This window comes from Limisphaerales bacterium (assembly GCA_014382585.1).
Taxonomy (GTDB): Bacteria; Verrucomicrobiota; Verrucomicrobiia; order Limisphaerales; family UBA1100; genus JACNJL01.
This window is the reverse complement of sequence record JACNJL010000056.1, coordinates 26,101-52,316: the sequence shown is the minus strand read 5'-3', so window position 1 is coordinate 52,316 and position 26,216 is coordinate 26,101. Positions and strand designations below refer to the sequence as shown.

Annotated in this window: 26 protein-coding genes; 15 read left to right on the top strand and 11 right to left on the bottom strand. The window is 56.7% G+C overall.

What is annotated here, in order from left to right; all coding sequences use genetic code 11:
- Together H8E27_12595 and H8E27_12590 are read left to right on the top strand one after the other, a co-directional pair.
- On the top strand, positions 1–586 hold a 586-nt coding region (locus H8E27_12595; GenBank protein ID MBC8326454.1), incomplete at its 5' end, for a hypothetical protein.
- Positions 583–1,704, top strand: a complete 1,122-nt coding sequence (locus tag H8E27_12590) for a terpene cyclase/mutase family protein (GenBank protein ID MBC8326453.1) — start codon at positions 583–585, stop codon at positions 1,702–1,704. The genes H8E27_12595 and H8E27_12590, both read left to right, overlap by 4 nt.
- A gap of 62 nt (positions 1,705–1,766) precedes the next feature.
- On the opposite strand, the gene H8E27_12585 is transcribed toward H8E27_12590, so the two are convergent.
- Positions 1,767–1,955 carry a hypothetical protein gene (locus H8E27_12585; GenBank protein ID MBC8326452.1) on the bottom strand — a complete coding sequence of 63 codons (189 nt, stop codon included), beginning with the start codon at positions 1,953–1,955 and terminating at the stop codon, positions 1,767–1,769.
- Between the two features lie 45 nt (positions 1,956–2,000).
- A complete protein-coding gene (locus H8E27_12580) occupies positions 2,001–2,756 on the bottom strand; it encodes a type II secretion system protein (protein ID MBC8326451.1) in 756 nt (251 codons plus the stop codon).
- A gap of 247 nt (positions 2,757–3,003) precedes the next feature.
- On the opposite strand from H8E27_12580, the gene zwf reads away from it, so the two are divergent.
- From zwf to H8E27_12540, 8 genes are all read left to right on the top strand, one after another.
- The gene (gene zwf, locus H8E27_12575; protein MBC8326450.1) at positions 3,004–4,560 is read left to right on the top strand and encodes a glucose-6-phosphate dehydrogenase; all 1,557 of its coding nucleotides are present in this window, start codon (positions 3,004–3,006) and stop codon (positions 4,558–4,560) included.
- Positions 4,557–5,255, top strand: coding sequence for a 6-phosphogluconolactonase (gene pgl / locus H8E27_12570; GenBank protein ID MBC8326449.1), 699 nt, complete (start codon positions 4,557–4,559; stop codon positions 5,253–5,255). Before zwf ends, pgl begins: the two co-directional genes overlap by 4 nt.
- A 9-nt stretch (positions 5,256–5,264) precedes the next feature.
- Positions 5,265–5,543 carry a DUF2061 domain-containing protein gene (locus H8E27_12565; protein ID MBC8326448.1) on the top strand — a complete coding sequence of 93 codons (279 nt, stop codon included), beginning with the start codon at positions 5,265–5,267 and terminating at the stop codon, positions 5,541–5,543.
- Between the two features lie 34 nt (positions 5,544–5,577).
- Positions 5,578–6,987, top strand: coding sequence for a sulfatase-like hydrolase/transferase (locus H8E27_12560; protein ID MBC8326447.1), 1,410 nt, complete (start codon positions 5,578–5,580; stop codon positions 6,985–6,987).
- A gap of 66 nt (positions 6,988–7,053) precedes the next feature.
- On the top strand, positions 7,054–7,926 hold the full coding sequence (locus H8E27_12555) for a universal stress protein (protein ID MBC8326446.1): 873 nt from the start codon (positions 7,054–7,056) through the stop codon (positions 7,924–7,926).
- A gap of 268 nt (positions 7,927–8,194) precedes the next feature.
- Positions 8,195–8,671, top strand: a complete 477-nt coding sequence (locus tag H8E27_12550; protein ID MBC8326445.1) for a hypothetical protein — start codon at positions 8,195–8,197, stop codon at positions 8,669–8,671.
- A 102-nt stretch (positions 8,672–8,773) separates the two neighbouring features.
- Positions 8,774–9,748: an exo-alpha-sialidase gene (locus H8E27_12545; GenBank protein MBC8326444.1), complete on the top strand. Its 975-nt coding sequence runs from the start codon at positions 8,774–8,776 to the stop codon at positions 9,746–9,748.
- 51 nt (positions 9,749–9,799) lie between these two features.
- The gene (locus H8E27_12540; GenBank protein MBC8326443.1) at positions 9,800–10,738 is read left to right on the top strand and encodes an SMP-30/gluconolactonase/LRE family protein; all 939 of its coding nucleotides are present in this window, start codon (positions 9,800–9,802) and stop codon (positions 10,736–10,738) included.
- Between the two features lie 55 nt (positions 10,739–10,793).
- On the opposite strand, the gene H8E27_12535 is transcribed toward H8E27_12540, so the two are convergent.
- Positions 10,794–11,168, bottom strand: coding sequence for a VOC family protein (locus H8E27_12535; protein ID MBC8326442.1), 375 nt, complete (start codon positions 11,166–11,168; stop codon positions 10,794–10,796).
- 107 nt (positions 11,169–11,275) lie between these two features.
- Between H8E27_12535 and H8E27_12530 the strand changes: the two genes are divergently transcribed.
- The 3 genes from H8E27_12530 to H8E27_12520 all read left to right on the top strand — a co-directional run bounded on the left by H8E27_12530 (position 11,276) and on the right by H8E27_12520 (position 15,764).
- Positions 11,276–13,912, top strand: a complete 2,637-nt coding sequence (locus H8E27_12530) for a PQQ-binding-like beta-propeller repeat protein (GenBank protein MBC8326441.1) — start codon at positions 11,276–11,278, stop codon at positions 13,910–13,912.
- Between the two features lie 143 nt (positions 13,913–14,055).
- The gene (locus H8E27_12525) at positions 14,056–14,904 is read left to right on the top strand and encodes a hypothetical protein (protein MBC8326440.1); all 849 of its coding nucleotides are present in this window, start codon (positions 14,056–14,058) and stop codon (positions 14,902–14,904) included.
- A gap of 131 nt (positions 14,905–15,035) precedes the next feature.
- A complete protein-coding gene (locus tag H8E27_12520) occupies positions 15,036–15,764 on the top strand; it encodes a metallopeptidase (protein MBC8326439.1) in 729 nt (242 codons plus the stop codon).
- Positions 15,765–15,782: 18 nt separating this feature from the next.
- On the opposite strand, the gene H8E27_12515 is transcribed toward H8E27_12520, so the two are convergent.
- The 8 genes from H8E27_12515 to H8E27_12480 form a co-directional block, all read right to left on the bottom strand.
- On the bottom strand, positions 15,783–16,559 hold the full coding sequence (locus tag H8E27_12515; protein MBC8326438.1) for a phosphate ABC transporter ATP-binding protein: 777 nt from the start codon (positions 16,557–16,559) through the stop codon (positions 15,783–15,785).
- A gap of 7 nt (positions 16,560–16,566) precedes the next feature.
- Entirely contained in the window at positions 16,567–17,331 is a 765-nt protein-coding gene (locus tag H8E27_12510) for a phosphate ABC transporter ATP-binding protein (GenBank protein MBC8326437.1), read from the bottom strand.
- Positions 17,325–18,287: a phosphate ABC transporter permease PstA gene (gene pstA / locus H8E27_12505; protein MBC8326436.1), complete on the bottom strand. Its 963-nt coding sequence runs from the start codon at positions 18,285–18,287 to the stop codon at positions 17,325–17,327. Before pstA ends, H8E27_12510 begins: the two co-directional genes overlap by 7 nt.
- Complete coding sequence (pstC, locus tag H8E27_12500) at positions 18,284–19,198, bottom strand: phosphate ABC transporter permease subunit PstC (GenBank protein ID MBC8326435.1); 915 nt, start codon at positions 19,196–19,198, stop codon at positions 18,284–18,286. Before pstC ends, pstA begins: the two co-directional genes overlap by 4 nt.
- A 22-nt stretch (positions 19,199–19,220) precedes the next feature.
- Positions 19,221–20,117 (bottom strand): phosphate ABC transporter substrate-binding protein, encoded by an 897-nt coding sequence (locus H8E27_12495; GenBank protein MBC8326434.1) that lies wholly within the window; start codon positions 20,115–20,117, stop codon positions 19,221–19,223.
- Positions 20,118–20,129: 12 nt separating this feature from the next.
- Positions 20,130–21,200 carry a phosphate signaling complex protein PhoU gene (gene phoU, locus H8E27_12490; GenBank protein ID MBC8326433.1) on the bottom strand — a complete coding sequence of 357 codons (1,071 nt, stop codon included), beginning with the start codon at positions 21,198–21,200 and terminating at the stop codon, positions 20,130–20,132.
- Between the two features lie 128 nt (positions 21,201–21,328).
- A complete protein-coding gene (locus H8E27_12485) occupies positions 21,329–22,519 on the bottom strand; it encodes a PAS domain-containing protein (GenBank protein MBC8326432.1) in 1,191 nt (396 codons plus the stop codon).
- Positions 22,509–23,210 (bottom strand): response regulator transcription factor, encoded by a 702-nt coding sequence (locus H8E27_12480; protein ID MBC8326431.1) that lies wholly within the window; start codon positions 23,208–23,210, stop codon positions 22,509–22,511. Before H8E27_12480 ends, H8E27_12485 begins: the two co-directional genes overlap by 11 nt.
- 219 nt (positions 23,211–23,429) lie before the next feature.
- Here H8E27_12480 and H8E27_12475 point away from each other — a divergent pair, with 219 nt between their 5' ends.
- Positions 23,430–23,666: a hypothetical protein gene (locus tag H8E27_12475; protein ID MBC8326430.1), complete on the top strand. Its 237-nt coding sequence runs from the start codon at positions 23,430–23,432 to the stop codon at positions 23,664–23,666.
- Between the two features lie 303 nt (positions 23,667–23,969).
- On the top strand, positions 23,970–26,204 hold the full coding sequence (locus tag H8E27_12470) for a DUF1588 domain-containing protein (protein MBC8326429.1): 2,235 nt from the start codon (positions 23,970–23,972) through the stop codon (positions 26,202–26,204).
- Positions 26,205–26,216: the final 12 nt, after the last annotated feature.

The window sequence follows — 26,216 nt, the reverse complement described above, 5'->3', positions numbered from 1 at the left end:
TGGCAAACCGGGCGAAGGTGGCAAACCGGGCGAAGGTGGCAAACCGGGCGAAGGTGGCAAACCGGGCGAAGGTGGCAAACCGGGCGAGGGTGGCAAACCGGGCGAGGGTGGCAAACCGGGCGAGGGTGGCAAACCGGGCGAAGGTGGCAAACCGGGCGAAGGTGGCAAACCGGGCGAAGGTGGCAAACCGGGCGAGGGTGGCAAACCGGGCGAAGGTGTTGCTGGGCAGCAAGCTTCGGAAGCTTTAAAGGAAGCTGCGCAAGCGCAGGCGGAGTCCATGCGGCAGGCGCGGGCGGCGGGGCTCACTCCGGGTGAGCGGCCGCCCAGCGAAGGCAAAAGTCAGGAGGGCGATGGCGAAGGTGCGCCAATTGTGGCGGAAGCCAAGCCATTGGGTGAGTTGCCCGATCTCAAGCGGATGAAAGCTGAGGATTGGGCGAAGCTGCCGCCGAAGGTGGCGCAGGAGCTTTTGGAAAACAGCCGCGAAAGTATGTCGCCCGAATTTCGAGAGCAGATCAGCCATTACTTCCGCATTATTGCCGAGCGCGCGCGCAGCAATAACGCCGCACCCAGAGCCCCACGCAAATGAGTTTGCCCGAATACTCTCATTTGCAACTTTCGCGACGGCAAGCCCTGCTTGGCTTGGCGGTGTTGCCGGGACTGTTGCCCGCCGCCGCCGGCAAAGCGAAGGATAAATTGGACATCGCGCTGGATCGCGGCGCGCGGTTCGTAGTGAATTCGCAGGAGGCTGACGGTTCGTTTACGGATCCAACGGCCCGCGAATCTGCCCGCAACGGCTACGCACTTACCGCGCTGGGCCTGATGGCGCTCGCTTCAATCGGGCATCAACCGGGTGATCCCAATCGAGAAGGTATCGCGATGAAGCGTGCGCTGGGCTTTATGCTGCGCAACGATCGCCGCCGTAATCGCAGTGGCGGGCCGTACGAATATTATGGCTCAGATGGCGGGCGAATGTACGGCCACGGAATTGCCACCTTGTGCCTTTCAGAAATGATGGGAATGGGAGTGGATCGTGATCAGGAACGGTTGCTGCGCAAGTACACTTCGAAGGCGGTGGATTTGATTTTGGTTTCGCAAAAAGCCAAGAAGGGGAACGCGGCTCATCGGGGTGGCTGGAGGTATGATCCTACTTCAAATGATTCGGATTTATCGGTGACGGTGTGGCAATTGATGGCCCTGCGATCGGCGAAGAATGCTGGAATTGATGTGCCCAAGGATGCGATTGATAGCGCGGTCCGTTATTTGAAACGCAGTTATTATTCTCCGCGCGATGCGCGCGGCCGACCGGTGAATTTAAACAGCGGCTGCGGTTATATGCCCAACCAGCCGCCGCGTTATTCCACCACGGCGGCGGGGCTGCTCAGCCTACAGGTGTGTGGCGAATACGAAGCGCCGGAGGTCCTTGGCTCGGTCAACTGGCTCAAGCGAAAGGCGGTGACCAAGCGAGAACAATGGTTTTATTACGGCACCTATTACTACTCGCAGGGCATGCAAAAGCGCAAGGGGGACACTGCCCGAAACGCGCGCGATATCACCGAGAAACTGCTGATGCCACTGCAAAGTGTGGACGGTTCGTGGTCGGGCAATAACGGGATGGAGAGTGGCGCGGGGCGGGTGTACTGCACCAGCTTGGCAATGTTGAGCCTTTCGGTGAAATATCATTTCCTTCCGATTTATCAGCACTAGTTTGTTTGCGGGCACAAAAAAACCGCCCGAAGTACGGGCGGTTGTGTGATTTGTGTAGTGGGCTAGTTGCCTTCGGTGCCTGTACCGGCACCTTCTCCGCCGCCGGCTCCATCAGGGCCTTCGCCCGGGGTGGGCGGTTTTTCATTAGCCATGGGATCATCCCCTTCATCGGCGTCACTGCCGCAACCCACCATGAAGGCGCACAGGGCGGCCATACAGGTGGTGTGTTTAATCAGTTGTTTTAGTTTCATAGAACGGCCGATTGATCTCATATTTTCCGGTTCGGTGCAACCATTCTATTCATCGCGTACTTTGGGATCGGGAAGAGTTGTGGGGGTCTTCCAATCTTTGTGCCAATGGAGAGTCCAGAGGTTACGCAGTTCTACGGCTTCAGTGTGCCCGTCATTAAAGGAAACGAGGCTGCGGCCATTGTGACGATCCACGCACACGCGTTGCATACCGCCGTTGCTACCTTTCCAAGACGAGGCGATGGAGTCGCTCTCGCGGGGCCAAGTGTCGACCCAAATGGAGTCTGCCAAGAGCGGGGCCATGTCGGGTTGGCCTTCGGAATCATCCTGATACAACCAGTTCCAATCGCGATGATTTTCCTGCCAAATGTCGGGGTGTTGCCAGGCGTTGTAGGCGTAGCTGCCTGAAACACGTTGGCCGTTGTTGATTTTTGGATTTTTGTTCCACGCGCACCAGCTCTTCACCGCGTTGCCCCACCAGTCGCGCTTGTTCATCAATGTGGCCGGGCTGTACAACACGTTGGCATCGTAACCGTTGTACTCGACTGCTTTGTGGTACCAGAAATTGTAGTTCCAGTCTTGACCGCGGTAGTTGGGGTTGCCGCCTTCAAAGTCGTTGTCGGACCATTGCTTGATGCCGAGGCGGACTTGTTTGATGTTGTTGGCGCTTTTCACTTGGTGAGCTTTGGCTTTGGCTTTGGCCAGCACGGGGAGGAGCATGGAGGCGAGGATGCCGATAATGGCAATCACTACCAAAAGCTCAATCAGCGTGAAACCGCTTTGAATTTTTGATGATTTGTTCATGGTATTGGGTTTTTTATTGGTTTTGGGTTATGACTTGGTAGTCAGTTGCGATTTTTCAAGCAGATTTCATGCCGTAAAAAAAATGCTCTTAATTTCCAATTTTTTGAATTTTCTCCGATTTATTCACAGTAATTGTCCGTTTTCAGGTGTGATTTTCACGCAACATGAAGTGTTTTCACGCAAAGTTTAGGTTCAAATTGGCTCAGGTATTGTTTGTCTATCATTCGCCCCCTATGCTGTCGCGCATATGGAAACTGCTGTAATTCCTGGCCTTTCGCGGCTGGATGAGGGGCGCAAGGCGGATGAACCGTGTACCATTGTGATTTTTGGCGCGAGTGGCGATCTCACGGTGCGTAAGCTGATCCCGGCGTTGTTTCACTTATACAAGGACGGGCAGATGCCCGAACCCTTCCGTGTGGTGGGCTTTGCGCGGCGGGATAAGACGGATGAAAGTTGGCGCGAGGAAATGAAGGCGGGCATCGAGCGCTTCTCGCGGTCGCCCAATGTTGATGCTAAGCAATGGGAAACTTTTGCGGCAAATTTGTTTTACCATCGCGGCGATCTCACCGACGCCAAGGCCTACGCGAGCTTGGGGACGCGCTTGGCGGATTTCGGCAACGAACAGCTCGCAAATAATTTGATTTTTTATCTGGCGATTTCACCGAGCTTGTTTGGCGATGTGGTGGACCGGCTGCACGATGCGAAGCTGCTGCATCGGTGGGAAGAGGGCGATCCGTTTTGGCAGCGCGTGGTGGTGGAGAAACCCTTCGGGCACGATCTGCAATCCGCGCGCGAACTCAACGCCCAACTGGTGAAGCACGCGCGCGAGCGGCAAATTCTCCGCATCGACCATTATCTCGGCAAGGAAACGGTGCAGAACATTATGATGTTCCGTTTCTCAAACGCCATCTTCGAGCAGCTTTGGCATCGCGAGGCCATCGAGCATGTGCAAATCACCGTGAGCGAAGACATCGGCGTGGGCAGCCGCGGCGGTTATTTTGAGGAATCGGGCACGATGCGCGATATGATGCAAAATCATCTCCTGCAAATCCTCTCGCTCGTGGCTATGGAGCCGCCCCCTTCGTTGGCCGCGGAAGATATCCGGAATGAAAAAGTAAAGGCGCTTAAATCCATTCGCCCTATGACGCCCGAGACGGTGGCGCAGCAAGTGGTACGTGGCCAGTATTTTGCCGGCACGGTGAATGGTGATAACCGCGCGGGCTATCGGCAGGAGGAGCGGGTGGATGCCGGGAGTAATGTGGAAACGTACGCCGCGCTCAAACTCTTCATCGACAACTGGCGCTGGAGCGGTGTGCCGTTTTATTTGCGTACGGGAAAAAATCTGCCGTTGCGCGCCAGCGAGGTGCGCGTGCAATTTCGCCCCACGCCGAGTGTGCTCTTCGCTGCAGAGGGCGATCTTAATTTGGATCGCAATGCACTGACTCTTCGCCTACAACCCGATGAAGGGATTTTTCTTCGCTTCAATGGCAAAGTGCCCGGCACCACCATCGCCACGCGCCCGGTGCGGATGCACTTTGGCTACGATGCGGAATTTGGAGCGTACACCCCCGAGGCGTACGAGCGCCTGTTGCTTGAGGCGATGGCGGGCGATGCCACATTGTTTATCCGACGCGATGAAGTGGAAACCGCGTGGCAATTTGTCGATACCATCCGCTCCGGTTGGGGGGGGGAGCCATTGAGCAACCGCGAATTTTATGCGGCCGGCACGTGGGGGCCCGAGGCGGCGGAAGACCTCCTCGCGCAGGACGGCCACGTGTGGCACAACCCCCAGCCTGCGAAATGAATCACACGCTTTGCCGCTTTCCCAATGCCGAGGCACTGGCCGCCGAGGCCGCCGTCCGTTGGCTCAGTGCGATGGATCTGCGCGATTCATTTACGGTGGCACTTTCCGGCGGACGCATCCCGAAATTATTGTACGCGGCAGTGGCGGCGGAAGCTTCGCCGGATGCGTTTGCGAACGCACATTTTTTTTGGGGCGATGAACGCTGTGTTTCGCCCACGGATGAGGAGAGCAATTTCAAACTCGCCGCCGTGCGTTTGTTGTTGGCAATGAAAGTGCCCGAAGCGCAGGTGCATCGCATCCTCACCGAACGCGGCGAAGCCTTTGCCGTGCAACAGGCCGAAGCAGAGATTTGCCGCATTGCGGATTTGGATGATGAGGGTCAACCGATTCTTGATTTGGTTTTTCTCGGTTTAGGCGAGGACGGCCACGTGGCTTCGCTTTTCCCCGGCGATTCGGAGGCGTTGGATTCTCCATCAGTTTATCGCGCCGTCACCGGCCCCAAACCGCCGCCGCGCCGCATCACGCTGGGCTTTCCCGCGCTGGCCGCCGCGCGCGAGGTATGGGTGCTGGCTTCAGGCGAAGGGAAAAAGAATGCCTTGCGTGCTTCACTCGCGCCGGATGGCAACACACCGCTTGCGCGGGTTTTGCAAAGCAGGACACACACGGAGATTTTCACCGACTTCAATTTGGCGTAGCCTTCGCGCATGGACGCCGACAAACTGGGAACTGATTCCACCGCCGCCACCGAAGTCATCCGCGAATCGCGCCTGCGCAGCGTGCTTAAAGGCCTTAGCTGGCGCATTTTGGCAACGCTGATCACCGCGCTCATTGCTTATTTTTGGTCGAAAGATGTTCGCTTGGCGATTATGATCGCGCTTGTCGAATTCCCCGCAAAATTCCTGATCTATTATTTGCACGAACGCGCGTGGGCCCAAATGCCGCTGGGAACGGTGCGTACGTGGGTGAGTGCGGAAAAAAGTTGATGCAAATCATCGCCCGCGGCGGCATCCTTTTTGGATGCGATGCCTGATTGCGCTGTGGCTGATGTCGTTGACGTTGTGGGCGGCGAAGCCGAACTTTTTAGTCATTGTCACTGACGATCAGCGGCCCGATACCATCGGCGCGCTGGGCAATCCGCGCATTGATACACCCCATCTTGATTGGTTGGTGAACAATGGGGCGACGTTTGAAAACTTCATTTGCTCCAATCCGCTTTGCGTGCCCAGTCGCGCGGAAATCCTCACCGGCTGCACCGGCTACCGCAATGGCGTGCGCGGTTTGGGGCGGGAGAAGATGAATCCCAAACTCACCCTCTGGCCGGCGGCGATGGCGGCGGGCGGGTATCACTCGTGGTACAGCGGCAAGTGGATGAATGACGGCCAGCCCACCACTCGCGGGTATCACGAAGCGCGCGGGCTCTTCAGTAGCGGCGGGGGCACTTGGAAAAAGGGTGAAGTGATTCGCGGGCGCAAAGGTCGGCCGATCACCGGTTATCGAAATTGGACGTTTAAAAATTCCAACGGTAAACCGGATTTGCAAAAGGGCATCGGGCTCACACCGTTGACGGACAAGTACATTGCCGATGGTGCACTGGAATTTTTGAAACGCAAAACCAAACAGCCGGAGCAGCCATTTTTTCTGCACGTGAATTTCACCGGACCGCACGATCCGTTGGTCGTTCCGCCCGGCTACGATAAAAAATATACTCGCGCAAAAATGAAACTGCCGGAGAATTTCAAACCCGAGCATCCCTTCGACCACGGCAACCTCAAGGGTCGCGATGAAGCGCTGTTGCCGTGGCCACGCACCAAGGCGGATGTGCTCGACGAGCTGGCGGTTTATTACGCGGTGGTGGATCACATTGACACACAGGTGGGCCGAATGCTCGCCCAACTTCGCGCCGATGGGCGGTTGGCGAATACGTTTATCATTTTCACCAGCGACCACGGCTTGGCACTCGGCAGTCACGGGTTGATGGGGAAACAGAATATGTACGATCACACCATCCGCGTGCCGTTCATGATCAGCGGCCCCGGCATTGCCAAAGGCCAGCGTGTGCCGGCGTTTGGTTTTTTGCGGGATATGTTTCCCACCGTGTGTGATCTGGCGGGCTTGCCCATCCCCAAAACCGTGGAGGCCCAGAGTCTTGCGCCATTATTGCGCGGCCAGCGGCAAAATGTGCATTCGGCGGGTTATGGTTATTTTCAGGATGTGCAGCGGATGATCTGGATGGAAAACTGGAAGTTGGTGTTTTATCTCCAGACCGGCCGACACCAGCTTTTCAACCTCACGGACGACCCGTATGAGTTGAATGATCTGTCCCGTTCGCCGGTGCGGCGCGCGCGTCTGCAGCACATGCGGCGTTCCCTCAATCAATGGTTTCACGATCAAGGGGACGAATTGTTTCTACGCGGATTTAAGGATTGAATTCGTGATAAAAATGTGGTTTTAATAACGGCAGATGGGCGAGGTCTTTCTCGCCCAACCTTTACCATGATTAATCGCATTCTGGTTTGTCTCGATAAATCCACCTACACCGACTCCGCCATCGACTATGCTTGCTGGCTTGCAAAGCATCACGATGCCAGTCTGGAAGGGTTGGTCGTGCTGGATGTGGAGGGCATTAATCGTTCCGTGGGCGCCGTGCCGCTGGGCGCCATGAAATTTGCCAAGACGAGCATCGCCGCCAAGGAAGCGGAGTATCACAAGTTGATGGAAGAATTGCTGGCCAACTTCAGCGCGCGTTGCGAAGCGGCGGGCGTACGGCACACGGAATTCGAAATGCAAGGTACGCCGGCCGCGGCGATTTTGGAGGAATCCAATTATTTTGACTGCGTGGTCATTGGCTTGCGCACGTTTTTCACCTACGGCAGCGGCGCGGGCGATGACGGCGAGTATGGCACCGATGACGATGAGCCGGGCGATTCACTGGAAACGATTATGGACCGCTCACTCGCGCCGGTCTTCGCCGTGCCTTTGGGCTGGAAGCCGGACGACGAATTCGACGCGCTGATCGCCCTCAACGGCAGCCTCCATTCGATGCGCGCGCTGCGGCAATTCGCGCGGCTTTACGGGCGTTCCAAAGTGCGCGTCACGCTGTTGCATTGTGCGGACAGCGGCAACGGCAGCATCGAGTTGCTCACTAAATCCGCCGGGTTCCTGCGCTCGCACGGCTTCGATCACGTGGAAGTGAAAACCGAATCGGGTGACATCCGCGAATTACTCAACTCGGATTTCAGCAAGTCCTTCGACCTCATCGCCCTCGGCGCCCACGGCAGCAGCGGCGTCGTGGAATTTTTCACCGGCAGTCTTTGCAAAGACCTCATCGAGCGCGGTGACAAGCCACTGCTCATCGCCAATGGTTAATCGGCGGACTTGGCCACGCGCGGTGGCTTTGGCTATGAATCGTCATTGCCGGTTGCCCCGCAAAGCGGATGGGCCGCACGCGTTGATGCCCCTTCAATCCATCAATGGCACGGGTATGGCTCGGGTATGGCTCGAATTTCAGGAAGAAAATCCAATTTGATTCTGTGGGTTTTGTGGACAACTTGTCATTGAAGAACAAAGTAGCAGTTACTATTCTCTTAAGAACGCGCTATAAAATGGAAACAAAATAAACGAAAGAGAAACGAAAATGCATCAAATACCTAGGTTCTGTGGAGTCATATTAGTAGTTGGTTTTTTCCTGCCATTTATATCGATGGGGCCAATTAGTTGTTCGGGGTTGGACCTTGTTAAAATGGGCAGTGGTTCAAATCCGGCTGAGGAATTGTTTGGCGATATGGGGGATATGGGCAGTGAAAATGAGGGGGGTTCCGGCGGGGCTGGAGGTGACACTCCACCCACATGGCAACTGCAAATTCTGGCTCTTATTCCATTGGCTGGATTAGTGGCTGCAATCGCCCATAAGAAACCCATTTATATTGCCTGTGGGGCTGTGCCAATATTGATATTCGCCTTTTATCTCGTTGGTGTGGGCGGCAAATTATTCAAAGGAATGGGGGTGGGCGCATACCTGAGTATTATAGCCGGAATAGCAATGCTCCGCACCGCCAGTCAGGCGGAGAGTAAGGTCATAGCCACAGAGGGTGTTGGAGCTGATGGTACATGATAGTCAGCATCCAGGAAGAGCTGAAATGAATTACACCCGGGCAGAAATGTCCGGGTTTTTTTATTAGATTATCACATCGGGTGTGGTGCACAGCTCGATGGTGTGGCCATCGGGGTCTTTCACGTAAATCTGAAACGCCCCATCCCGGCGCTGGGCCGCGTTCCCGTGGCGAAGCATCCCGGGCTGATGGCCGGGGTGTGCGATGTGGTGCCGCAATATCATCCACCAACCAAAACCATCCTCGCGATGGGGCACGTTGTTTTTTATCGGGGGCCAAAATTTGCGCGCGGCGATCAATTGGCGCGCTATCCCGTTTACACCGTGCGCCGCGCCGATGGCACCTGGACCAAGCGGCGCATCCTCGAATGGAATGATCCGCGCGGCGCGTTCATTTATTCGAACAACTGCGGCCAGCGCGTGGTGCTTCCCAACGGCGAAATTTTGCTGGCGTTCACCTTTGGCGACAAACCGACCCATCGATCGGTGGCGGGCGTGTTGTGCGCGTTCGATGGCGAAACGTTGCGCATCAAAAAAGTCGGCCCGCCGCTGAAGCTGGCGCACAAGCGCGGTTTGCTCGAGCCATCGGTCACGCAATTCGGCGGTAAATTTTACATTACCCTCCGTGCCGAGGACGATCACGGTTACCAAAGCGTCAGCCCTGATGGACTGAACTGGATGCCCAAGCAACGATGGGTTTGGGACAATGGCGACCCGATCCACATGTCCACCACGCAGCAACATTGGCTGACGCACTCCGATGGCTTGTTTTTGGTTTACACCCGCAAAGATAAATCCAACACCGGGATCATTCGTTGGCGCGCGCCGTTGTATGTGGCGCGAGTGGACGTCCGCACTCGGCGGCTCATTCGCTCCACTGAGCGCGTGGTGCTGCCGTTGGTGGGCGATGGCGTGAAGGATCCGGACAACGTGGCGTTGATGGGCAACTTCAACATCACCAACGCCGGCCCGAACGAATCTTGGGTAACCGTCGCCGAATCGATGCCGCGCAAAAATGCCCGCGGTGATTTGCTGCTGGCGCGCATCCGCTGGAGCCTCCCCAATCGGCTGGCAGAATAATTTTACCGCACGACGTTGATTTTTTTGCACGTGGGCCTGACACTCGCGCGGATGAAAACAATCCTTCTTGCCACCCTCCTGTTGATCGGCGTTGCCTGCCAATGCCCTTGGTGCAAACCGGCCGACGCGCTGTACATCGCCACACCGCTTACGGTCACCAATGCTTTCACTCCCGGCATCGAAGGGCCGGCGTGTGATCTGGCAGGGAATATTTTCGCCGTTAATTTCAAGGCACAACACACCATCGGCAAAACCACGCCGGACGGGAATTCAGAAATATTCGTCACCCTGCCGGGCGCGAGCATTGGCAACGGCATCCGGTTTGATCGTGCCGGTAAAATGTACGTGGCCGATTACACGGGCCACAACGTTCTGCGTATTGATCCGGCCACAAAAAAGATCGAAGTCTTCGCGCACGAGCCGCGGATGAATCAGCCCAACGACCTCGCCATCGCACCCGACGGCACACTCTTCGCCAGCGACCCCAATTGGGACAAGGGCACCGGCCAGCTTTGGCGCATCGGCACCGATGGGAAAGTCACCCGTCTCGCAGAAAAGATGGGCACCACCAACGGCATCGAGGTGAGCCCGGACGGTAAAAAACTGTACGTCAACGAAAGCAAACAGCGCAACGTGTGGGCATTCGATATTCAACCCGACGGCACCTTGGCGAACAAAATGTTGCTGAAAAAATTCCCCAATCACGGCTTCGATGGTATGCGCTGCGATATCGATGGTAATCTGTACATCACCCGCTATGGCAAAGGTACGGTGGTGGTGCTGTCGCCCGCCGGAGAAATCCTGCGAGAGATTGACGTGCTCGGCGCCAAGCCCAGCAACCTCTGCTTCGGCGGCCCCGATGGCCGCACGGTTTATGTCACCGAAGTGGAGCATCGGCGGTTGGTGAAATTTCGCGTGGAGAAGTCGGGGCTATCGTGGGCGCGCTGGATTGAACAATTCGAGCGAATCGAATCTTGTCATGATAGGTAGAGCGCGCTCCCCGAGCGCGCCAAGGCGGTTTCGTAGAAACTGCCCTAACTGATCTTTAGTTTGCAACCGATGCGGTGCACAGCTCGATGGTGTGGCCATCGGGGTCTTTCACGTAAATCTGAAACGCCCCGTCCGGGCGCGTGCGGCGTTCGCGATAGTCCACGCCCAGCGTTTGCAGGTGCGCTTCCCATTCGTCCATGTCGTCGATGAGCAGCGCGTAATGATTGCCGCGATTGCCGCTGTGTACGGGGTCGGTGCGATTGCCGATGAGGTGCAGTTCCTGGGTAATCCCCAGCCGATACCACGCGCCGGGGAATTGGAATGACGGCCGCGTCATCGGCTTCAATTCCAGCACGCGTTCATAAAATTCGCAGCTCGCCGCCACGTCTGCCACGTGCAGTGCCACGTGATTTAGTTCCCGATGTTTCATGCGCGGGAGGCTATGACATTCGCACCGTGCTGCCAATGCTTGTCTTTGCGCACGTTTGATTCGTATTTTTACAGCGACAACCGTCGGTCACGGGGGTAGCATTTTTTATGATCTCACGTGCCCCCGTTCTGATTTTTGTTTCACTTTCTCTATTTACTAAAACTTGGGCCGGCTGGCCGCAACTACAGGGTGATGCCCGGCGCTCGGGCAACGTGCCGGGGGAGGTTTTAAAAAATCAACTGGGACTGCTGGCGGCGGTGCCGTTGACCGACACGGTGCAGGCCGCGCCGGTGGTGGTGGAGGGGATGTTTTTTGTAATCGATGGCTCGGGGGTGGTGCATGGGATCGACATCGCCACGGCGGCGGTGCGGTGGCGTTTCAAAACCGAAGGCGGCGCGGGGAATTGCAACAATGTGGCGGCACCGGCGGTCATTGAGAACTATTTGCACGTGGGGACGACGGCAGGTTTTTACTATGTGCTTGAGCGGCGGACGGGAAAGGTCATTAACCGGTTGGATTTGGGGGAGCCGATTCTATCTGCGCCGGCGGTGGGTGATGGGCGGGTATATTGCGCGACGCTCGGGGCGCGGGTGTTCGCGCTGTCGCCGAAGGGCGTGGTGGCGTGGGAATGGGATTTCGTGCGCGAGGTCGTGGGCTTCAAGGGCAACCGTTGGCTCGGCGCGGATTGGGTGAAGTTTCGCGGCGATCGGGTGACGTGGGAGGATCACTTTGTTTGCTCGCGCGACATCGCGCTCATTGGCAAAACCGTCGTGATGCCCGCGGGCGGCCGCACGGTTTTTCTGGAGGACGCCGGTGCGAAGCCGAAGCTGCGGAAGGTGGCGGTGATTCCGAAATTTGCCGGCACGGAATTTCCGGCAACGCTGGGCCAAAGCGCCGACGCGCAAGGCAACGTGTACGTGCAATGGCACCGGCGCGACAACGCGGGTCGCGTCGAGAGCATGAGGCTGGAAGGCGATGAACTGAAAGTTGATTTCATTAAGGGCACGCAGACGGACATCCGCACGCCGGGAATGCTCAGTTTCTCCCCCGTGGCGGTGCGCGAAGAGGCCGTCTACCGCGTGCGGCCGGAGCAGGGAATGGGGCTTTGCCGGCATCGCGAAGGGAAAACAGAAGTGCTGAATGCGGCGGCGGCGATTTGTCCGCCGGTGCTGACGCGCGACCACGCGGTGTACGGCGGGCTCGATGGCAAGGTGCACATTGTGCCGTTGAAGGGCGGCAAGGCGCGGGCGTTGCCGACGGCGTTTGGCGCGCCGATTTCCGCGCCGTTGGCAGTGGCGGATGGGCGAATTTTTTGCGGGAGCGAGGATGGGCACCTATATATATACGGCGCAGGCGGCAAGGCGGCGTTGCCAAAGAAGGACTTGGGCGTGGCGAAAATTCGCAATCCGCTGGCGGGGCCGATGGCGGGCGATAAATTTAATTGGTACACCAACTACGGCGACTTCGCCGGCAGCAATTCCAATGACCAAGGGCTCAAGCCGCCGCTGCGGATGCGCTGGGCGCGTCGGCTGGAAGGCACGGTGAAGCATCTGCCGGTGTGCGGTGGCGGGCGGCTTTATACCCACACCGCGGAGGGGCAGGTCATCGCCGCCGAGCAGGACACCGGCCGCGTGCTGTGGCGCACGTATTTTCCCGACGGCTTTTTGTCGTTTACCTCGCCGCTGTACGTGAAGGGCAAATTGCTCATTCCGCAGGGCGGCATCAAGCAGTCGCACATTCTTTGCCTCGATGCCGCGACGGGCAAGCTGCTGTGGAAACAACCCTTCACCGGTTCGCCCGGCTGGAGCCGCCAGTTTCCGCCGGTGGTTCACGGCAACGTCGCCATCTATGCCTCCGGCTCGGGCGATTATGATTACCAGGGGTCGGAAAAATTTTTCACCTTCGGCGGCACGCCCAAGGAACACGGCGGCAAGGAAGTGATGAGCTGGATTTATTCCAACACCAATCCGTACTACCCCAAGAACCATCGCCCGCGCGTTTGGGCGTGGAACCTCGACACCGGCAAGCTGCTTTGGGAAAAGGATTTTTCAAAATACGGCAAGGGCGGCAACGACTGCGGCATCTGCATTCTCGACGGCAAACTTTTTTACTCCGTCTTCTTCGGCTACGCTACCAGCCAAAAAGCGCGGCGCGGATTGCCGGTTGAAAACAACGGCTTCACCGCCTGCCTCGAGCCCAAGACCGGCAAGGTCGTGTGGTCCACCACCGATTATTACGTCACCGCCAAGTGCACGCTCAGCGCGCGCGACGGCCGGATTTATATCGGCGGATTTAATCGCGCCAAGGAAGGCACCAACGACCGCTTCGTCTGGTGCCTCAACGCCAAGGACGGCAAGCTCGTGTGGAAATCCGACGCCGTCACCTCCGCGCTCAACGTCGTCACCGTTGGCGAGCGCTACATTTTCTCCAACGCCCTCCGCGGCAAGGGCAACGTGTACGATCACAAGACCGGCAAGGTCGTCGCCAGCATCGGCCACAACTATGCCTGCTGCCGCTTCACCCTGTCCGAGCCCTTCGTCCTCGGCGCCAACATGGACATGATTGACCTTTCCAACAACGGCAAGCTCGTCTCCACCGGCCCGGCCATCGACAGCCGCGAATGCCTCGGCGCCGTTGTCAGCAACGGCCGCATCTTCTACACCTCCCAAGCCAGCGGCTTCATCGTCTCGCAAACCTACGGCAAGGAGGCCGAAACAATTCCTGCCGTGTGGGAGCGGAAATGAGATCGGAGAAACAAGTGGAAAACAAAACTGTTAAAATTGAACTTGAGCACAACGAAGTACGGGTTATTTTTGACGTGGGTGAGTCTCCGGCACCGTTCCAAAAAATATTACGAACGGTGAAAAGGCCCGGGCGTCGTTAAGATATGAGTGATTTTGACGATGATAAGCGCCGCGCTTATTGGACGGAGCAGATGAATGCGGGTCATGAGTTGGTGGACGCGATCCTGCCCTTTGCCGTGGTGGAATGTGCCGAGGGCTTGGCGGATATTCGCGCCGCGGCGGTGGCGGGCGGGGTGGAGATGCTCTTTTCAGACAGCAAAATCGTCGATGACCTCGACCGCATTTTTTACATCCGCGAAGGGCTCGTCGATGACGTCATTGCCATTGGCCGCGACATGAACGAGCGTGGCTGGATTTTGAAAATCGAGGACGGCTTCCGCACGCGCGACATGCAAACGCGCCTCGGCCGCAAGCCAGAGGTGTTCGATACCATCGTGCAACAGTGCGCTTGGGAATACGGCGGCCCGCCCCCGGCCGAGATGGTTTTTCGTCGTGCCCATGTGCTGGTGGCTAACATCCCCAAAGTCGGCACGCATATGTCTGCTTCGGCCATCGATATTTCAGTGTTGAATCGCGCTGATCGCACCGAGGTTTGGCGTGGCGGGCCGTACATTGAGATGAGCGAACGCACCCCCATGCGCTCGCCATTTATCACCCCCGAGCAACTCGAAAACCGCCTCACCATCACCGCTATGATGGAGGCGCACCATTTCGTCCATTTCCCTTTCGAGTACTGGCACTTCAACCAAGGTGATGCCATGGCGCATATGCTTAGGGACCGGCCCGCGCCGGCTCGTTACGGACCGGTTGATTGGGATCCGCACACCAACGAAGTCACGCCCTACGCCGATGCGCTCGGCCCGCTCAATCCATTGTCCCAAATGGAAACTGAAATCACCGCCGCCCTTGAACGGGCCATAATTTCAACCTAAGCGATCGCCCGGACATCTTGTAACCGATGCGTTGGAGCCGACCCGCGCTCGCATGCTACTCACAAAATGAAGGTGCTTTGATAGCCGCATTTTCCAATTGCCCTGCGCGAGGCAAACATTAAAGTTGGCGCATGCCATCAATTATTATTCATCGCATCGGGGTCGCCCTATTTACCTTAAGCCTCGCACTGACCGTACAGGCTGATCCGCCCAAAGAGCCGTATTACAAGCCGATCAAAAAGAACGTCGAGGGGTGGACGATTGCGGTGGAGCCGCGGTTGTTGGCGGAGGACAACAAGGCGTTGGCTGACCAGTGTCTGGTGGCGCTGGCTAATCATTTGCAGCGGGTGAAATATATTTTGCCGGAAAAAAAATGGAAAGCGCTGCAGAAGCTACCGATCCGGTTGGAGCTGCACAATGAGCGACTGGGCTCGATGCAGTATCATCCGAGTGTGAGTTGGTTGCGCGCCAATCGGCATGACCCGGCCCTAGCCAAGCACGTGCACATTCCGCGGGCTCGCGCGTTGATTGATCGTGGTATGTGGGCCAAGCATCCCTATGTGATCCTGCACGAGCTGGCGCATGCGTATCATGATCAGGTGTTGAGTTTTGAAAACAAGGACATCATCGGCGCGTACGAGGCGGCCAAGAAGGAGGGGATCTATGAGAAGGTGCTGCTCTACACGGGACGCCGGCCGGTGAAGCATTACGGCCTGAACAATCACAAGGAGTATTTCGCCGAGAGCACGGAGGCGTATCTGGGGGTGAATGATTTTTATCCCTTCGTACGCGCAGAATTAAAGGAACACGACCCGCGCATGTTCAAAGTGATGGAACAGGTGTGGGGTCCGGTGCGTTAGGGTTAGGTTAAACACGCCTCATCCATAACGGCCTTCAATGTAGTCGGCCGTCTTTTCGTGCTGGGGATTGAGGAACAAATCCTCGGTTCGGGCCTGTTCCACGATGTCGCCCAGTAGCATGAAAATACAATCATCACTAATGCGGCGCGCCTGAGCCATGTTGTGGGTGACGATCACGATGGTGTATCGCCCGGCTAGCGTCCGCATCAGTTCCTCCACCGCAGTGGTGGCCTCGACGTCCAGGGCGGAGCACGGCTCGTCCATCAAAATCACATCGGGCTTGAGTGGCAGCAGCCGCGCGATGCACAGCTTTTGTTGCTGCTCGAGCTGCAGGTCCGTGGCCTTATCGTGCAGGCGATCCTTGAGATCCGCCCACAGCCGCACCTCGCGTAAGGCTTCTTCGACAGCTTGGTCCAGCACAGATTTGCTCAGTTCACTGCGCCGCTTGTGGATGCGCAGGCCGAACACGACGTTTTCATAAACGGAAATCGGCAGCGGATTGGGTCGCTGAAAGACCATGCCCACGGACTTGCGCAGCTCGATGAGCGATACGTCGTCGTCGTAAATATTTTTGCCGAGGATATCGATCATCCCTTCGGTGCGAACGTTGCCGTAGCGTTCGTTCACGCGATTGAGGCAGCGGAGGAACGTGGTTTTACCACAACCGCTCGGGCCGATCAGGCCGGTGATAACACCATCTCGGATGCGTGTGGAGACCCCATCGAGCGCTTGAAAATCGCCGTACCAGAGGCTCAGTTTCTCCGTCACAATGGCATGTTCGCGTTGAGCACTCATCATCGGATCATCCAAAAGCTCCACTCACAAAGGCATTGGTCTTGGGCTGCTTGGCATTGCCGGAGAACATCGGCTCCGTATCGCCGATCTCCACCACTTCGCCGTTGAGCATAAACATCGTCCGATCCGCCAACCGCCGCGCCTGTTGCACGAGGTTGGTCACGAGAATGATCGTCATTTCATTGCGCAGCTCCTTGAGCACGTCCTCAATCTTCATTGTGGTGACCGGGTCGATGGCGATTGAAAATTCATCGAGACATAAGACCTCCGGCTGATGACTTAACGCGCGCGCGATGGTCAGCCGCTGCTGTTGGCCTCCGGAGAGCTTGGTGCCCAGCGAGTCGAGTCGGTCCTTCACCTCATCCCACAAGGCCGCCTGCTCGAGACATTTCTGCACCAAGCCATCAAGCTCCTGCTTGTCCTTCATGCCAAAACTGCGCGGCGCAAAGGCGACGTTATCGTAAATGGAAAGCGGCAGCCCCACCGGCAACGGCGCCACCATGCCCACGCGGCGGCGATATCCGTATACGTCTTTGATGTGATACACATCCTGTCCATCCATCTCCACCAACCCGCCCATGCGTGAGCCGGTGGTGAATTCCAGGGTGCGGTTAATGATCTTCAGCAACGTGGTCTTGCCGGATTGCGCAGGCCCGATGATGCCGAAGATTTCATTCTTCCGCACATCAAATGAAATTCCATGAATCACCTCGTCGTCTCCGTACCAGGCACGCAGGCTATCCACATTCAACTTGGGCGTGTCGGCTACCATTTTCGATGTGTGCGCAGATAATATCGGAAGGCGATGGACACAGAGTTAAATAACAGCACGACCCCGAGTAAGACCACCGCCGTGCCGTAAGGGATGGCTTGCGCGTGTTCGATCGCTGCTTGGGTCATCGGCACCATTTCGCCGGTCTCCGGATTGGGCAATTTATCCGGCACTTTCCATCCCATGGACATGTAGTACAGGTGATATGAAAGCGCCATGAACTTCTCGCCCAATAAGTAATACACCGTTTCGCCCTGCCTAAAAGTAATGCTCGCTGCGGCGCCGGTAATCATGATGGGGGCCGTCTCTCCAGCCGCGCGGGATACCTCCAGGATCACCCCGGTTAAAATGCCGCTGATCGAATTGGGCAGCACCACGCCCCGAATGGTTTGCCAGCGGCTCACGCCCAAGTTCCACGAGGCCTCACGGAAGGACATGGGGACAGCCGAAAGCGCCTCCCGCGTACTGGTAATCACCACGGGCATCGTCATCACCGCGAGGGTCAGCGAGGCCGCGATCACCGATTCGCCCAAACCGGCGAACATGACAAAGGCCCCTAATCCAAACAAAGCGTGGACAATGCTCGGCACCCCAGCGAGGTTGATGACAGCGAGGTTGATCAGTCGCGTGAGCCAGTTGTCCTTCGCGTATTCATTAAGGTAAATGCCTGCCATCACGCCTACCGGCGCCGCCACCAGCAATGACAAGACGACCAGATAGATCGTTCCTAAAATGGCAGGCCAAATACCGCCCCCACTCATGAGGTCGCGCGGGATATCGGTAATGAAATTCAACGACAACACCGGCAGCGCCTTGTGTATCAAGAAACTGATCAGCAGAATCACGGGTAACGCCATCGAGAGCGTCACCATGAACAGCAAGACTTTCACCCACTTTTCGCGGGATTCCTTCTTTTCAGTGAAGGGCGTCTTGGTAAAGCGCTGGGAATCGTTCATTTCCGTTTAACCCCGTGAATCACCAAATGTGCGGTGAGATTGACAATAAACGTGATGGAAAAAAGCAGAACCCCTAGCAGGAACAACACCTGATAGTGATCCCCACCGTTGACGGTGTCGCCCATTTCCTTGGCAATGGTGGCCGTCATGGTTTTCACAGAAACCAAGACGTCAAGGAACGGCGCATCTGAGCTGAAGGGATTGTTATCCGCGTTCCCGGTGGCCATGAGGACGGCCATGGTTTCACCCACCACCCGGCCCATGCCCAGCAACACTGCGGCGAGCAGACCGTTTTTGGCGCCGGGCAGCAACACGCGGAAAACCATTTGCCATTTGGTCACCCCCAAGCCGATGGCCGCTTCGCGGTAGGAATCGGGGACAGCATTGAGCGCGTCCTCACTGATGGAGACGATAATCGGCATGCTCATCAAGGCCAGAATGATGGCGCCGTTTAACAGCGACACCCCCGCATCCGCCCCCAAATCTTTCATGTACACGGAGGTAATCTTGAGTCCGATAAATCCCCACACCACAGACGGAATGGCCGCCAGCAGTTCGATGACAACTTTCAGAATTTCCTTCAGCCGCGGCCCGCAGAATTCTGAAATGAACACGGCGCCGCCCAAGCTGAACGGCACCGTGATGATCATGGCCACAATCGCCACGCTAAACGTGCCCAGAATAATCCGTGCGGCCCCGTAGCTGGGCGGGGTGTGAGTCGGGTCCCACTTTTCAGAGGTCAACAGTTTACTCACACTGAAGCCATCGCTGAACAGCAGCCCTTTCCCTTCCCAGAAGACAAAGAAGAAGATGGCAAACACAAACACCACCGCGCTGATCCCGCTTACGCGGATCGTCCATTCGATCAGGCCTTCGGAGAAGGCTTTCCACTTGGAACGCTGCAGCTGCATCAGACGCGGCGGGGGATTAACACTACTTTTGCTTGTTTGGCACGTAGCCGGTGGCTGCCACAATCTTCTGCCCTTCGGGCCCCATGCACCAATCCAGGTACGCCTTCACGTGCGGCTTGGGTTCGCCCAGCGTGTACATGAACAACGGCCGTGCAATGGGGTAATTACCGCTTAACGCATTTTCATTGTTAGGAGCAAAGGCTTCGGCGCCCTCTTTTTGGGACACCAGCAGCATCTTCACCTCATCGGTGGCGTATCCCATGCCGCTGAAACCAATGGCGGCCTCTGTTTTGCCACACAGCTCAACTACCTCCTTGGAGCCATGCATCCCCAGCGCGCCGGACTTGAAGGATTTCCCCTCAGGGATCACCGTCTCTTTAAAGTACACATAGGTGCCGGAGTTTGAGGTTCGGCTCACGCGCACGATCTCGTCTTTATCCCCGGGCACTTCAATGCCTAACTGGCTCCATTTCGTGATGGTGCCATCTTCACCAAAAATTTGGCCGAGTTGTTCGATGGTGATTTCCTCCATCGGATTGTCCTTATGGACAAACACCGCCAAGCAATCGAGTCCCATGATATACTCCTTGGGCTTCACGCCGTGCTTTGCCTCGATTTCCTTTTCCTCGGTGGGCTTAATTGAGCGGCTGCAATTCGCCACATCCACCACGCCGTTAATCAGGCCGGCAATACCCGTGCCCGATCCGCCGCCGGAGACGGCCACTCGTACATCCGGATTTTTGGCCGAATACATCTCGCTCCATGCTTGCGCCAGCTGAAGCATTGTATCCGAGCCCTTGTTTTGGATGTTCGTCGATTCACCGCCTTCACCGCCGCCATCGCGTTTCCCACAGCCGAGTTGGCTCAGAAACGGGACTGCCAGTGCTACAATCAGACTTTTAGTGATGTTCTTTTTCATGTGTATTGTATTTTATTTGGATTGTTCACCGAGAATGGCCTGTGCCAAGTCACGGATTTGTTCGGATAAATATTCGTGTGTCTGCTCAAGTTCGCCGTCCTTGATGTTCCAATGGATGCCAACGGTGCGAGTCGGCGGTTGCGGAAATGCCTGCGCCCCCTTTTTACTGAGGGCCACGACGACTTGATAGTGTTCGAGGTTTGGAATGTGCTCGATGGACTTGGTGATGTTGCTGGAAATATCCAAGCCCTTGGCCTTGAGGAAATCCACCGTCCCCCCATCCAGGGATCCCGGCTCAATGCCTGCGCTGCTGAATACAAAATTCGCGTACTGACCATCGTTGCCGATGGCCTCGGCCATTTGGCTGTGGCTGCTATTGGTGTCGTCCACGAACAACACGCGAAAACTTTCCTGCCCGAGATGCTTCATGTTTTTCCCGGTGCACATGTACAGGATTTCCTCGCAGATATTCGTCGCCTGATTGGCCACGCGCTCATACCGGCGCGCCACGGTCTCCAGCGGCGCCAAGGCTTCCATCGGGATCTTGCCGCGCTCATGGAAATCCACCAGCCGCTCCATTAACAGATCGCGGTGATCCTTGGCCGGCTCGTTATCCTTCATGATCATCCAGGCCATGTCCGCGTCCTGCGCGAGAAATGCCTGCAGCGACCGTTGCATCATGGAGATCGCGGTGTCGCTCAGCTCAATGAACACGGAGTGGTCAAACTCGATCTTCAACGAATTGATCGTCAGGCATTCACGCGCAATACTCTCGGCGTAATCCCCAATGCGCTCCAGCTCTTGGTTGATCTTGATGACGGCATACACAAACCGAAGATGGCCCGCAGCTGGTTGTTGACGAATGAGAAACTCCAGACAAAGCCGGTCAATTTCCTTCTCCAGCTCATCCACCTCCTTGTCGCGCAAAATCACTGAGTACGCCATTCGGCCGTTTGCTTCAAAGAGCGCTTTGCGCCCGTCGCGCAACCCCGCCTCGGCCAGCTCCGCCATGCGTTCGACCTTGCTGCGAATCAGATCAATATCGCGTTGCAGACTTTCTTCAAGTTGAGTGGCATCATTCATCAGTCAGTTCCTTTCCGGTCGGCAGTTGCTGGGGCAGCGGCTGTTTATCCGATTTTCACCGTTCTCCAAGTGGCAATTACTCACAGTAAACCAGTTTCTCACAATTGGCTCGAAAGGGCGTGAACAAATCATGCCGCCTCCTCCGATTCCGCCGCGAGCGGCAGGTTCAGGATGAACCGAGCCCCTTGACCCATTTGACTTTCCAGCCGCACTTTGCCGCCATGCGAGTGCACAATGTGCTTCACGATAGCCAAACCGAGGCCGGTTCCCCCGGTCTCCCGGCTGCGGGCCTTGTCTACGCGGAAAAAGCGCTCAAACACCTGCTCAACCGACTCGGCCGGAATCCCTTCGCCATCATCGGCCACCGCCACCTCGGCCATGCCCTGGGTGCTGACACGCCCTTCGATGGTCACCGTGCCCCCCGTGCGCCCGTACTTGATCGCGTTGTCGACCAGGTTGAATACCGCCTGCTGTAGCCGATCGCCATCGGCGTCCAGATGTAGATCAGCCGGAATATCCGTTTTTAACTCAATCGACCGTTTCGCCGCCTTGGTTCGTAAATCATCCTCCACGCGCTCGGCCAGGGTGCGAAGGTTGGTCGGCTGCCGGTTCATCGCCAATCGGCCGGAATCCAGCTGCGCCAAGGTCAGTAAATCATCGATCAAATAGCCCAGCCGATCGGCGTGTTTGTCGATGGTTTGTAAAAATTCCCGGCTCTTCTTCGGATCATCCACCGCGCCGTCCATCAACGTTTCAGTAAAGCCTTTGATCAACGAGAGTGGGGTGCGCAGTTCATGACTCACATTGGCCACAAAATCGCGCCGAGTGTTTTCCAGCTCCTTAAGCCGCGTGACATTGTGAAACACAAGCAACGTGTGCTGTCCTGCGGCGCGCGGTAGGCAATGGGCGTTGATATGCACCAGCTTGGGATCGCCGCCATTGAGTTGCAGTTCGCCCTCGCGCAGTTCCCCCGCCTCGCGTACGGCCGCAACCAGTTCCTTTAATTCCGTTCGCACGGCCACCGGCACGGCCTCCTCCAACGCCTGTCCGTTAACGTCTTCCGCCAAACCCAACAACTGCCGCAGCGAGGCGTTGGTCAACTCGATCCGGTTTTCCGCATCCAACACCAGCACGCCCTCCACCATACTATCCAACAGCGCGTGTTGTTGCAGTAGCTGCCGTTCGGATTGCTCGCCTTGCTCGGCGCAACAACGCTGCAGTTCCGCTTCCGCCGCCGCCAACCGCCCGCGCAATTGCCATGCCCAGCCGAGAGCCGCCAGTATCAGGATGATCCAAAGGGCGTCCATGTTATCCGTCACGTTCACAGAAGCGATAGCCCACGCCGCGCACCGTCTCAAGGCAGCCGGCTGCCGCCCCCAGCTTTTCGCGTAGGCGACGCATGTGGGTGTCCACCGTGCGCGTGTCGATGTAGGTATCGTACCCCCACACGTCACGCAGCAACTGTTCGCGATCCTGCACCCGCCCGCGGCGGCTCGCCAACGTGGACAGCAGCTTAAACTCGGTGGCGGTCAAATCCACCGCCGCGCCATTCACCAACACCGCGTGCCGCGCGGTATCCACTGTGATCGGCCCCGCCACAATGTTCACCGGCACCTCAGACGCTGGGGGCGTCTGGCGGTTGAGTAAATTTTTGATGCGCAACATCAATTCGCGCGGGCTGAACGGTTTGGTGACGTAATCATCCGCGCCCAGCTCCAAACCCAACACACGGTCGATTTCCGCCGCCTTGGCGGTGAGCATAATGATGGGGATGTTCGCGGTAGCCGGATCGTTCTTCAGGATTTTGCAGCCGGCCATGCCGTCAATCTCTGGCAGCATCACGTCGAGCAGAATCAGGTCCGGCAATGCCTGGCGCGCCTTGGCAATGGCCTTCGCGCCGTCCTCCGCGGCAATCACTGAATACCCGGCGGCGCGCAGATTGAACTCCACCAGCTCCACCGCATCCGGCTCATCATCGACCACGAGGATCGTCTTCACGGGAGTCTTCATAGGGAGGTCGTATCACATGCGTGTGTCGGCAAGGTTACAATTACGTAACACCGCTGACCAGCCCGCACGCTTGGACAAGCTGCGAGGCCGGTAACCTCAAGAAAATAGTTTTTGTTCGCCGTGAAAGTCCGCTTGGATTAACGTGGCGGCGCGATTTGGATTTGCAACGTCGCCGAAACGCTAGAGATAAGTGTTTCCACAACTTTAAAGGACAACCCGATGGCGCAAACACCCAGTAAAGATTACAAGCGCAGAGAGCGCGAACTAAAGAAAGCGGACAAGCGCAGGGCTCGCGAAGAAGCGAAGGCCGAAAAACTGGCTGCCGAGAAGGCGGCTGCCGCGCTGGCGGCTGAGGAAGCGGCCAAGCAGGCCGCAGCCGAGTTGAAAGCTAAAATCGAGGCGGAGTTTGAGGCGGAGCTCCAAGCCGAAATCGAGGCAGAGAAAAAAAGCGCCTAACCTGAGCTTCCGCCCATTAATACGATGGAGAAACTCGTGTGAACGAGGGCGCAGGATTCTGGGCGGTTCGTCTCTCCAAGGTGGTTTGGGTTTATCAGATAGCCTCAGATTCCTCTTCACTGGTTTCCGTCAATAATTCGCCCGGCTTGCTTGATTCCCGCCGGTCTAATTTAGACATCGATCGATTGATAAAAGCTGAATCTCCCCCTATACTGCGATAAGTTTATGGGAACGTTACGGATTCTATCTGTGCTGCTTTTTATTGTGGCCTCTTTTGACCTGCAAGCGGCGGAGGCTGGGCGTATGGCAAAACAGTTCCTTGAAACCCATTGCATTCGCTGTCACGGGGAGGAAAAGCAAAAGGGTAAGTTGGCGCTCCACGAGGTTTCGTTTGATTTCACTCAGGCGAGCAATTCTGAATTGTGGTTGGACATTCTCGCTCAACTGACAGCCGGCGATATGCCGCCGCCGGATGAGGAGAAGCGTCCCGGTGATTCGGATCGAAACGCGATGATCGAGTGGATTGATCGCCAGTTGTTGACGGCGGGGTCTGGCGATGCGTATCGCAAAAAACTGCTCGCGCCCGAATATGGCAACTGGGTGAATCATGAAAAACTGTTTTCCGGTGAAATCAAAACGCCTTCGTTTTCGCCTGCCCGACTCTGGCGGTTTAACTCAGAAATTTTTTCGCATAAAGGGTTTGGCAATGCGAAGAGCCCCTTCAGTTACGTGACTTCGGAGCGTGGGGTTCGCGATTATGCGGCGATGTCGGTGGCGGATCAGAGCACGGTGCAAATGATGATGATCGTGGCGGATTCGTTTTTGGCCGCGCGGGAAAAACGCGGTGAGTTCAAAGCACTGACGAAGGGGAACAAAGCACTCAAGGAATCGGATCTCACGGAACTGGTTCGGCGAGAGCATATGCGGGTGATTGGGCGCTACCCGGCTCAGGCAGAACAAGAGAAGTACCTGACCTTTCTCAAACAGAATATCGAAACCGGCGGTCACTTGGATGGTTTTAAGACGACGGTCAAAGCGATGTTCCTGAGCCCGGAATCGATCTACCGAATGGAGTTTGGCTTGGGTAAGGTGGACACGCATGGGCGTCGGCATTTGTCGCCGAATGAACTGGCGCATGCGGTGGCCTACGCATTAACCGATCAAGGGCCTGACCGGAATCGGTACATCCAAGCGGCAATCCAGCAGGGGCAGCTTAAAACCCGGGAAGACGTGGCCAAGCTCGTGAGGCAATTGCTGGAGGAGCAACTGACGAGCGGGTCCTGGAATCGCAAAGACCTGCCGCGGGTGCAGCGGTTTTTTGATGAGTACTTCGGCTTCCACCGGGCGGGGGCGGTGTTCAAGGACAACGACCGGCGGCGCGCGGAGAAGATTGAGCAATGGAACACCGACATGCTGATCCATGACGCGCGCATGTTGATTGAGCATGTTTTGAAGAAAGATCAGGACGTCATTGCTGAGTTGCTGACGACGAACCAGTATTTCATCGCGCACCCGGGCGACAACGACTATGCCCGCGAACATTACGAGCAGCGTATCGCGGAGGTGTTGGATCCAGGTTATGTCGAGGCGCAGGTCGAGAAAAAGCGGGAACAGATCAAGCGCGACTTCAATTACGAAGGGATGCCTGAGAAGGCGAAGCGGGCTTTGGAAAATGCGCGCCGGGAGGCAGAGTTGATTGCATCGCTATACAAGGGGGCGCAGGACAAAGGGATGAATCGGCATCCGAATTTTCCGTGGTCACCCAGAGGGCGTGGGATTGCGGATTTACTATACATCGGGCCCTACAACTTGCCGAGCAACGGCCGGCACTCGGAACAACAGTGGGCGTGGCCCATTAAGCAGCCGTTGGAAATGCCCAAGGGACAACGGGCCGGGTTACTCACGCACCCGGCGTGGTTGGCGGCCCATTCGTTGAATGAAGACAATGATCCAATCCATCGGGGCATCTGGGTGTACAAGCGCCTGCTGGCCGGCGTGCTGGGGGATGTGCCGCCGGATGTTGATGCCGCCGTGCCGATTGATCCTCACAAAACACTCCGGGAACGCATGGAACCGTTGCGCGCTGCCCAGTGCTGGAAATGTCATCGCAAGATGAACCCGCTCGGGGAACCTTTTGAGATGTTTGATGATTGGGGCCGGTATCGTGAGGTGAGTTATTTTGATGAGGACGGGAAGATTTATATGCGGCGTGATGGCCAATTCGATCGGCTGCTTAAGGAAGGCAAGTTGACCACTCGCAAGATCAACCCCACCGGGGAGATTGCCTTCTCGGGCGATTCCAAAGTGGACGGCAACGTGAAGGATGCGGTCGAGATGATGCAGCGGTTGGGGCGTTCGGATCGTGCGCGGCAATCGTTTATCCGACATCTCTTCCGCTATTTCATGGGGCGCAACGAGATGTTAAGTGATTCACAAACCTTGATCGAAGCTGAGAAAGCTTATTTGGATCAGGGCGGCAGTTTTAAAGCGCTGGTTGTATCCCTGCTGAGTTCGGACTCCTTTTTATACAGACGATAACCACACACATTT

Coding starts and splice junctions, on each gene's coding strand:
- H8E27_12555 (MBC8326446.1), top strand. CDS start 7,054: ATGATTAATCGCATTCTGGTTTGTCTCGATAAATCCACCTACACCGAC.
- H8E27_12510 (MBC8326437.1), bottom strand. CDS start 17,331: ATGGTAGCCGACACGCCCAAGTTGAATGTGGATAGCCTGCGTGCCTGG.
- H8E27_12565 (MBC8326448.1), top strand. CDS start 5,265: ATGGACGCCGACAAACTGGGAACTGATTCCACCGCCGCCACCGAAGTC.
- H8E27_12590 (MBC8326453.1), top strand. CDS start 583: ATGAGTTTGCCCGAATACTCTCATTTGCAACTTTCGCGACGGCAAGCC.
- H8E27_12475 (MBC8326430.1), top strand. CDS start 23,430: ATGGCGCAAACACCCAGTAAAGATTACAAGCGCAGAGAGCGCGAACTA.
- zwf (MBC8326450.1), top strand. CDS start 3,004: ATGGAAACTGCTGTAATTCCTGGCCTTTCGCGGCTGGATGAGGGGCGC.
- H8E27_12495 (MBC8326434.1), bottom strand. CDS start 20,117: ATGAAAAAGAACATCACTAAAAGTCTGATTGTAGCACTGGCAGTCCCG.
- H8E27_12550 (MBC8326445.1), top strand. CDS start 8,195: ATGCATCAAATACCTAGGTTCTGTGGAGTCATATTAGTAGTTGGTTTT.
- H8E27_12585 (MBC8326452.1), bottom strand. CDS start 1,955: ATGAAACTAAAACAACTGATTAAACACACCACCTGTATGGCCGCCCTG.
- H8E27_12520 (MBC8326439.1), top strand. CDS start 15,036: ATGCCATCAATTATTATTCATCGCATCGGGGTCGCCCTATTTACCTTA.
- H8E27_12580 (MBC8326451.1), bottom strand. CDS start 2,756: ATGAACAAATCATCAAAAATTCAAAGCGGTTTCACGCTGATTGAGCTT.
- H8E27_12480 (MBC8326431.1), bottom strand. CDS start 23,210: ATGAAGACTCCCGTGAAGACGATCCTCGTGGTCGATGATGAGCCGGAT.
- pgl (MBC8326449.1), top strand. CDS start 4,557: ATGAATCACACGCTTTGCCGCTTTCCCAATGCCGAGGCACTGGCCGCC.
- H8E27_12560 (MBC8326447.1), top strand. CDS start 5,578: ATGCGATGCCTGATTGCGCTGTGGCTGATGTCGTTGACGTTGTGGGCG.
- H8E27_12530 (MBC8326441.1), top strand. CDS start 11,276: ATGATCTCACGTGCCCCCGTTCTGATTTTTGTTTCACTTTCTCTATTT.
- H8E27_12525 (MBC8326440.1), top strand. CDS start 14,056: ATGAGTGATTTTGACGATGATAAGCGCCGCGCTTATTGGACGGAGCAG.
- H8E27_12540 (MBC8326443.1), top strand. CDS start 9,800: ATGAAAACAATCCTTCTTGCCACCCTCCTGTTGATCGGCGTTGCCTGC.
- pstC (MBC8326435.1), bottom strand. CDS start 19,198: ATGCAGCTGCAGCGTTCCAAGTGGAAAGCCTTCTCCGAAGGCCTGATC.
- H8E27_12470 (MBC8326429.1), top strand. CDS start 23,970: ATGGCAAAACAGTTCCTTGAAACCCATTGCATTCGCTGTCACGGGGAG.
- H8E27_12515 (MBC8326438.1), bottom strand. CDS start 16,559: ATGAGTGCTCAACGCGAACATGCCATTGTGACGGAGAAACTGAGCCTC.
- phoU (MBC8326433.1), bottom strand. CDS start 21,200: ATGAATGATGCCACTCAACTTGAAGAAAGTCTGCAACGCGATATTGAT.
- pstA (MBC8326436.1), bottom strand. CDS start 18,287: ATGAACGATTCCCAGCGCTTTACCAAGACGCCCTTCACTGAAAAGAAG.
- H8E27_12535 (MBC8326442.1), bottom strand. CDS start 11,168: ATGAAACATCGGGAACTAAATCACGTGGCACTGCACGTGGCAGACGTG.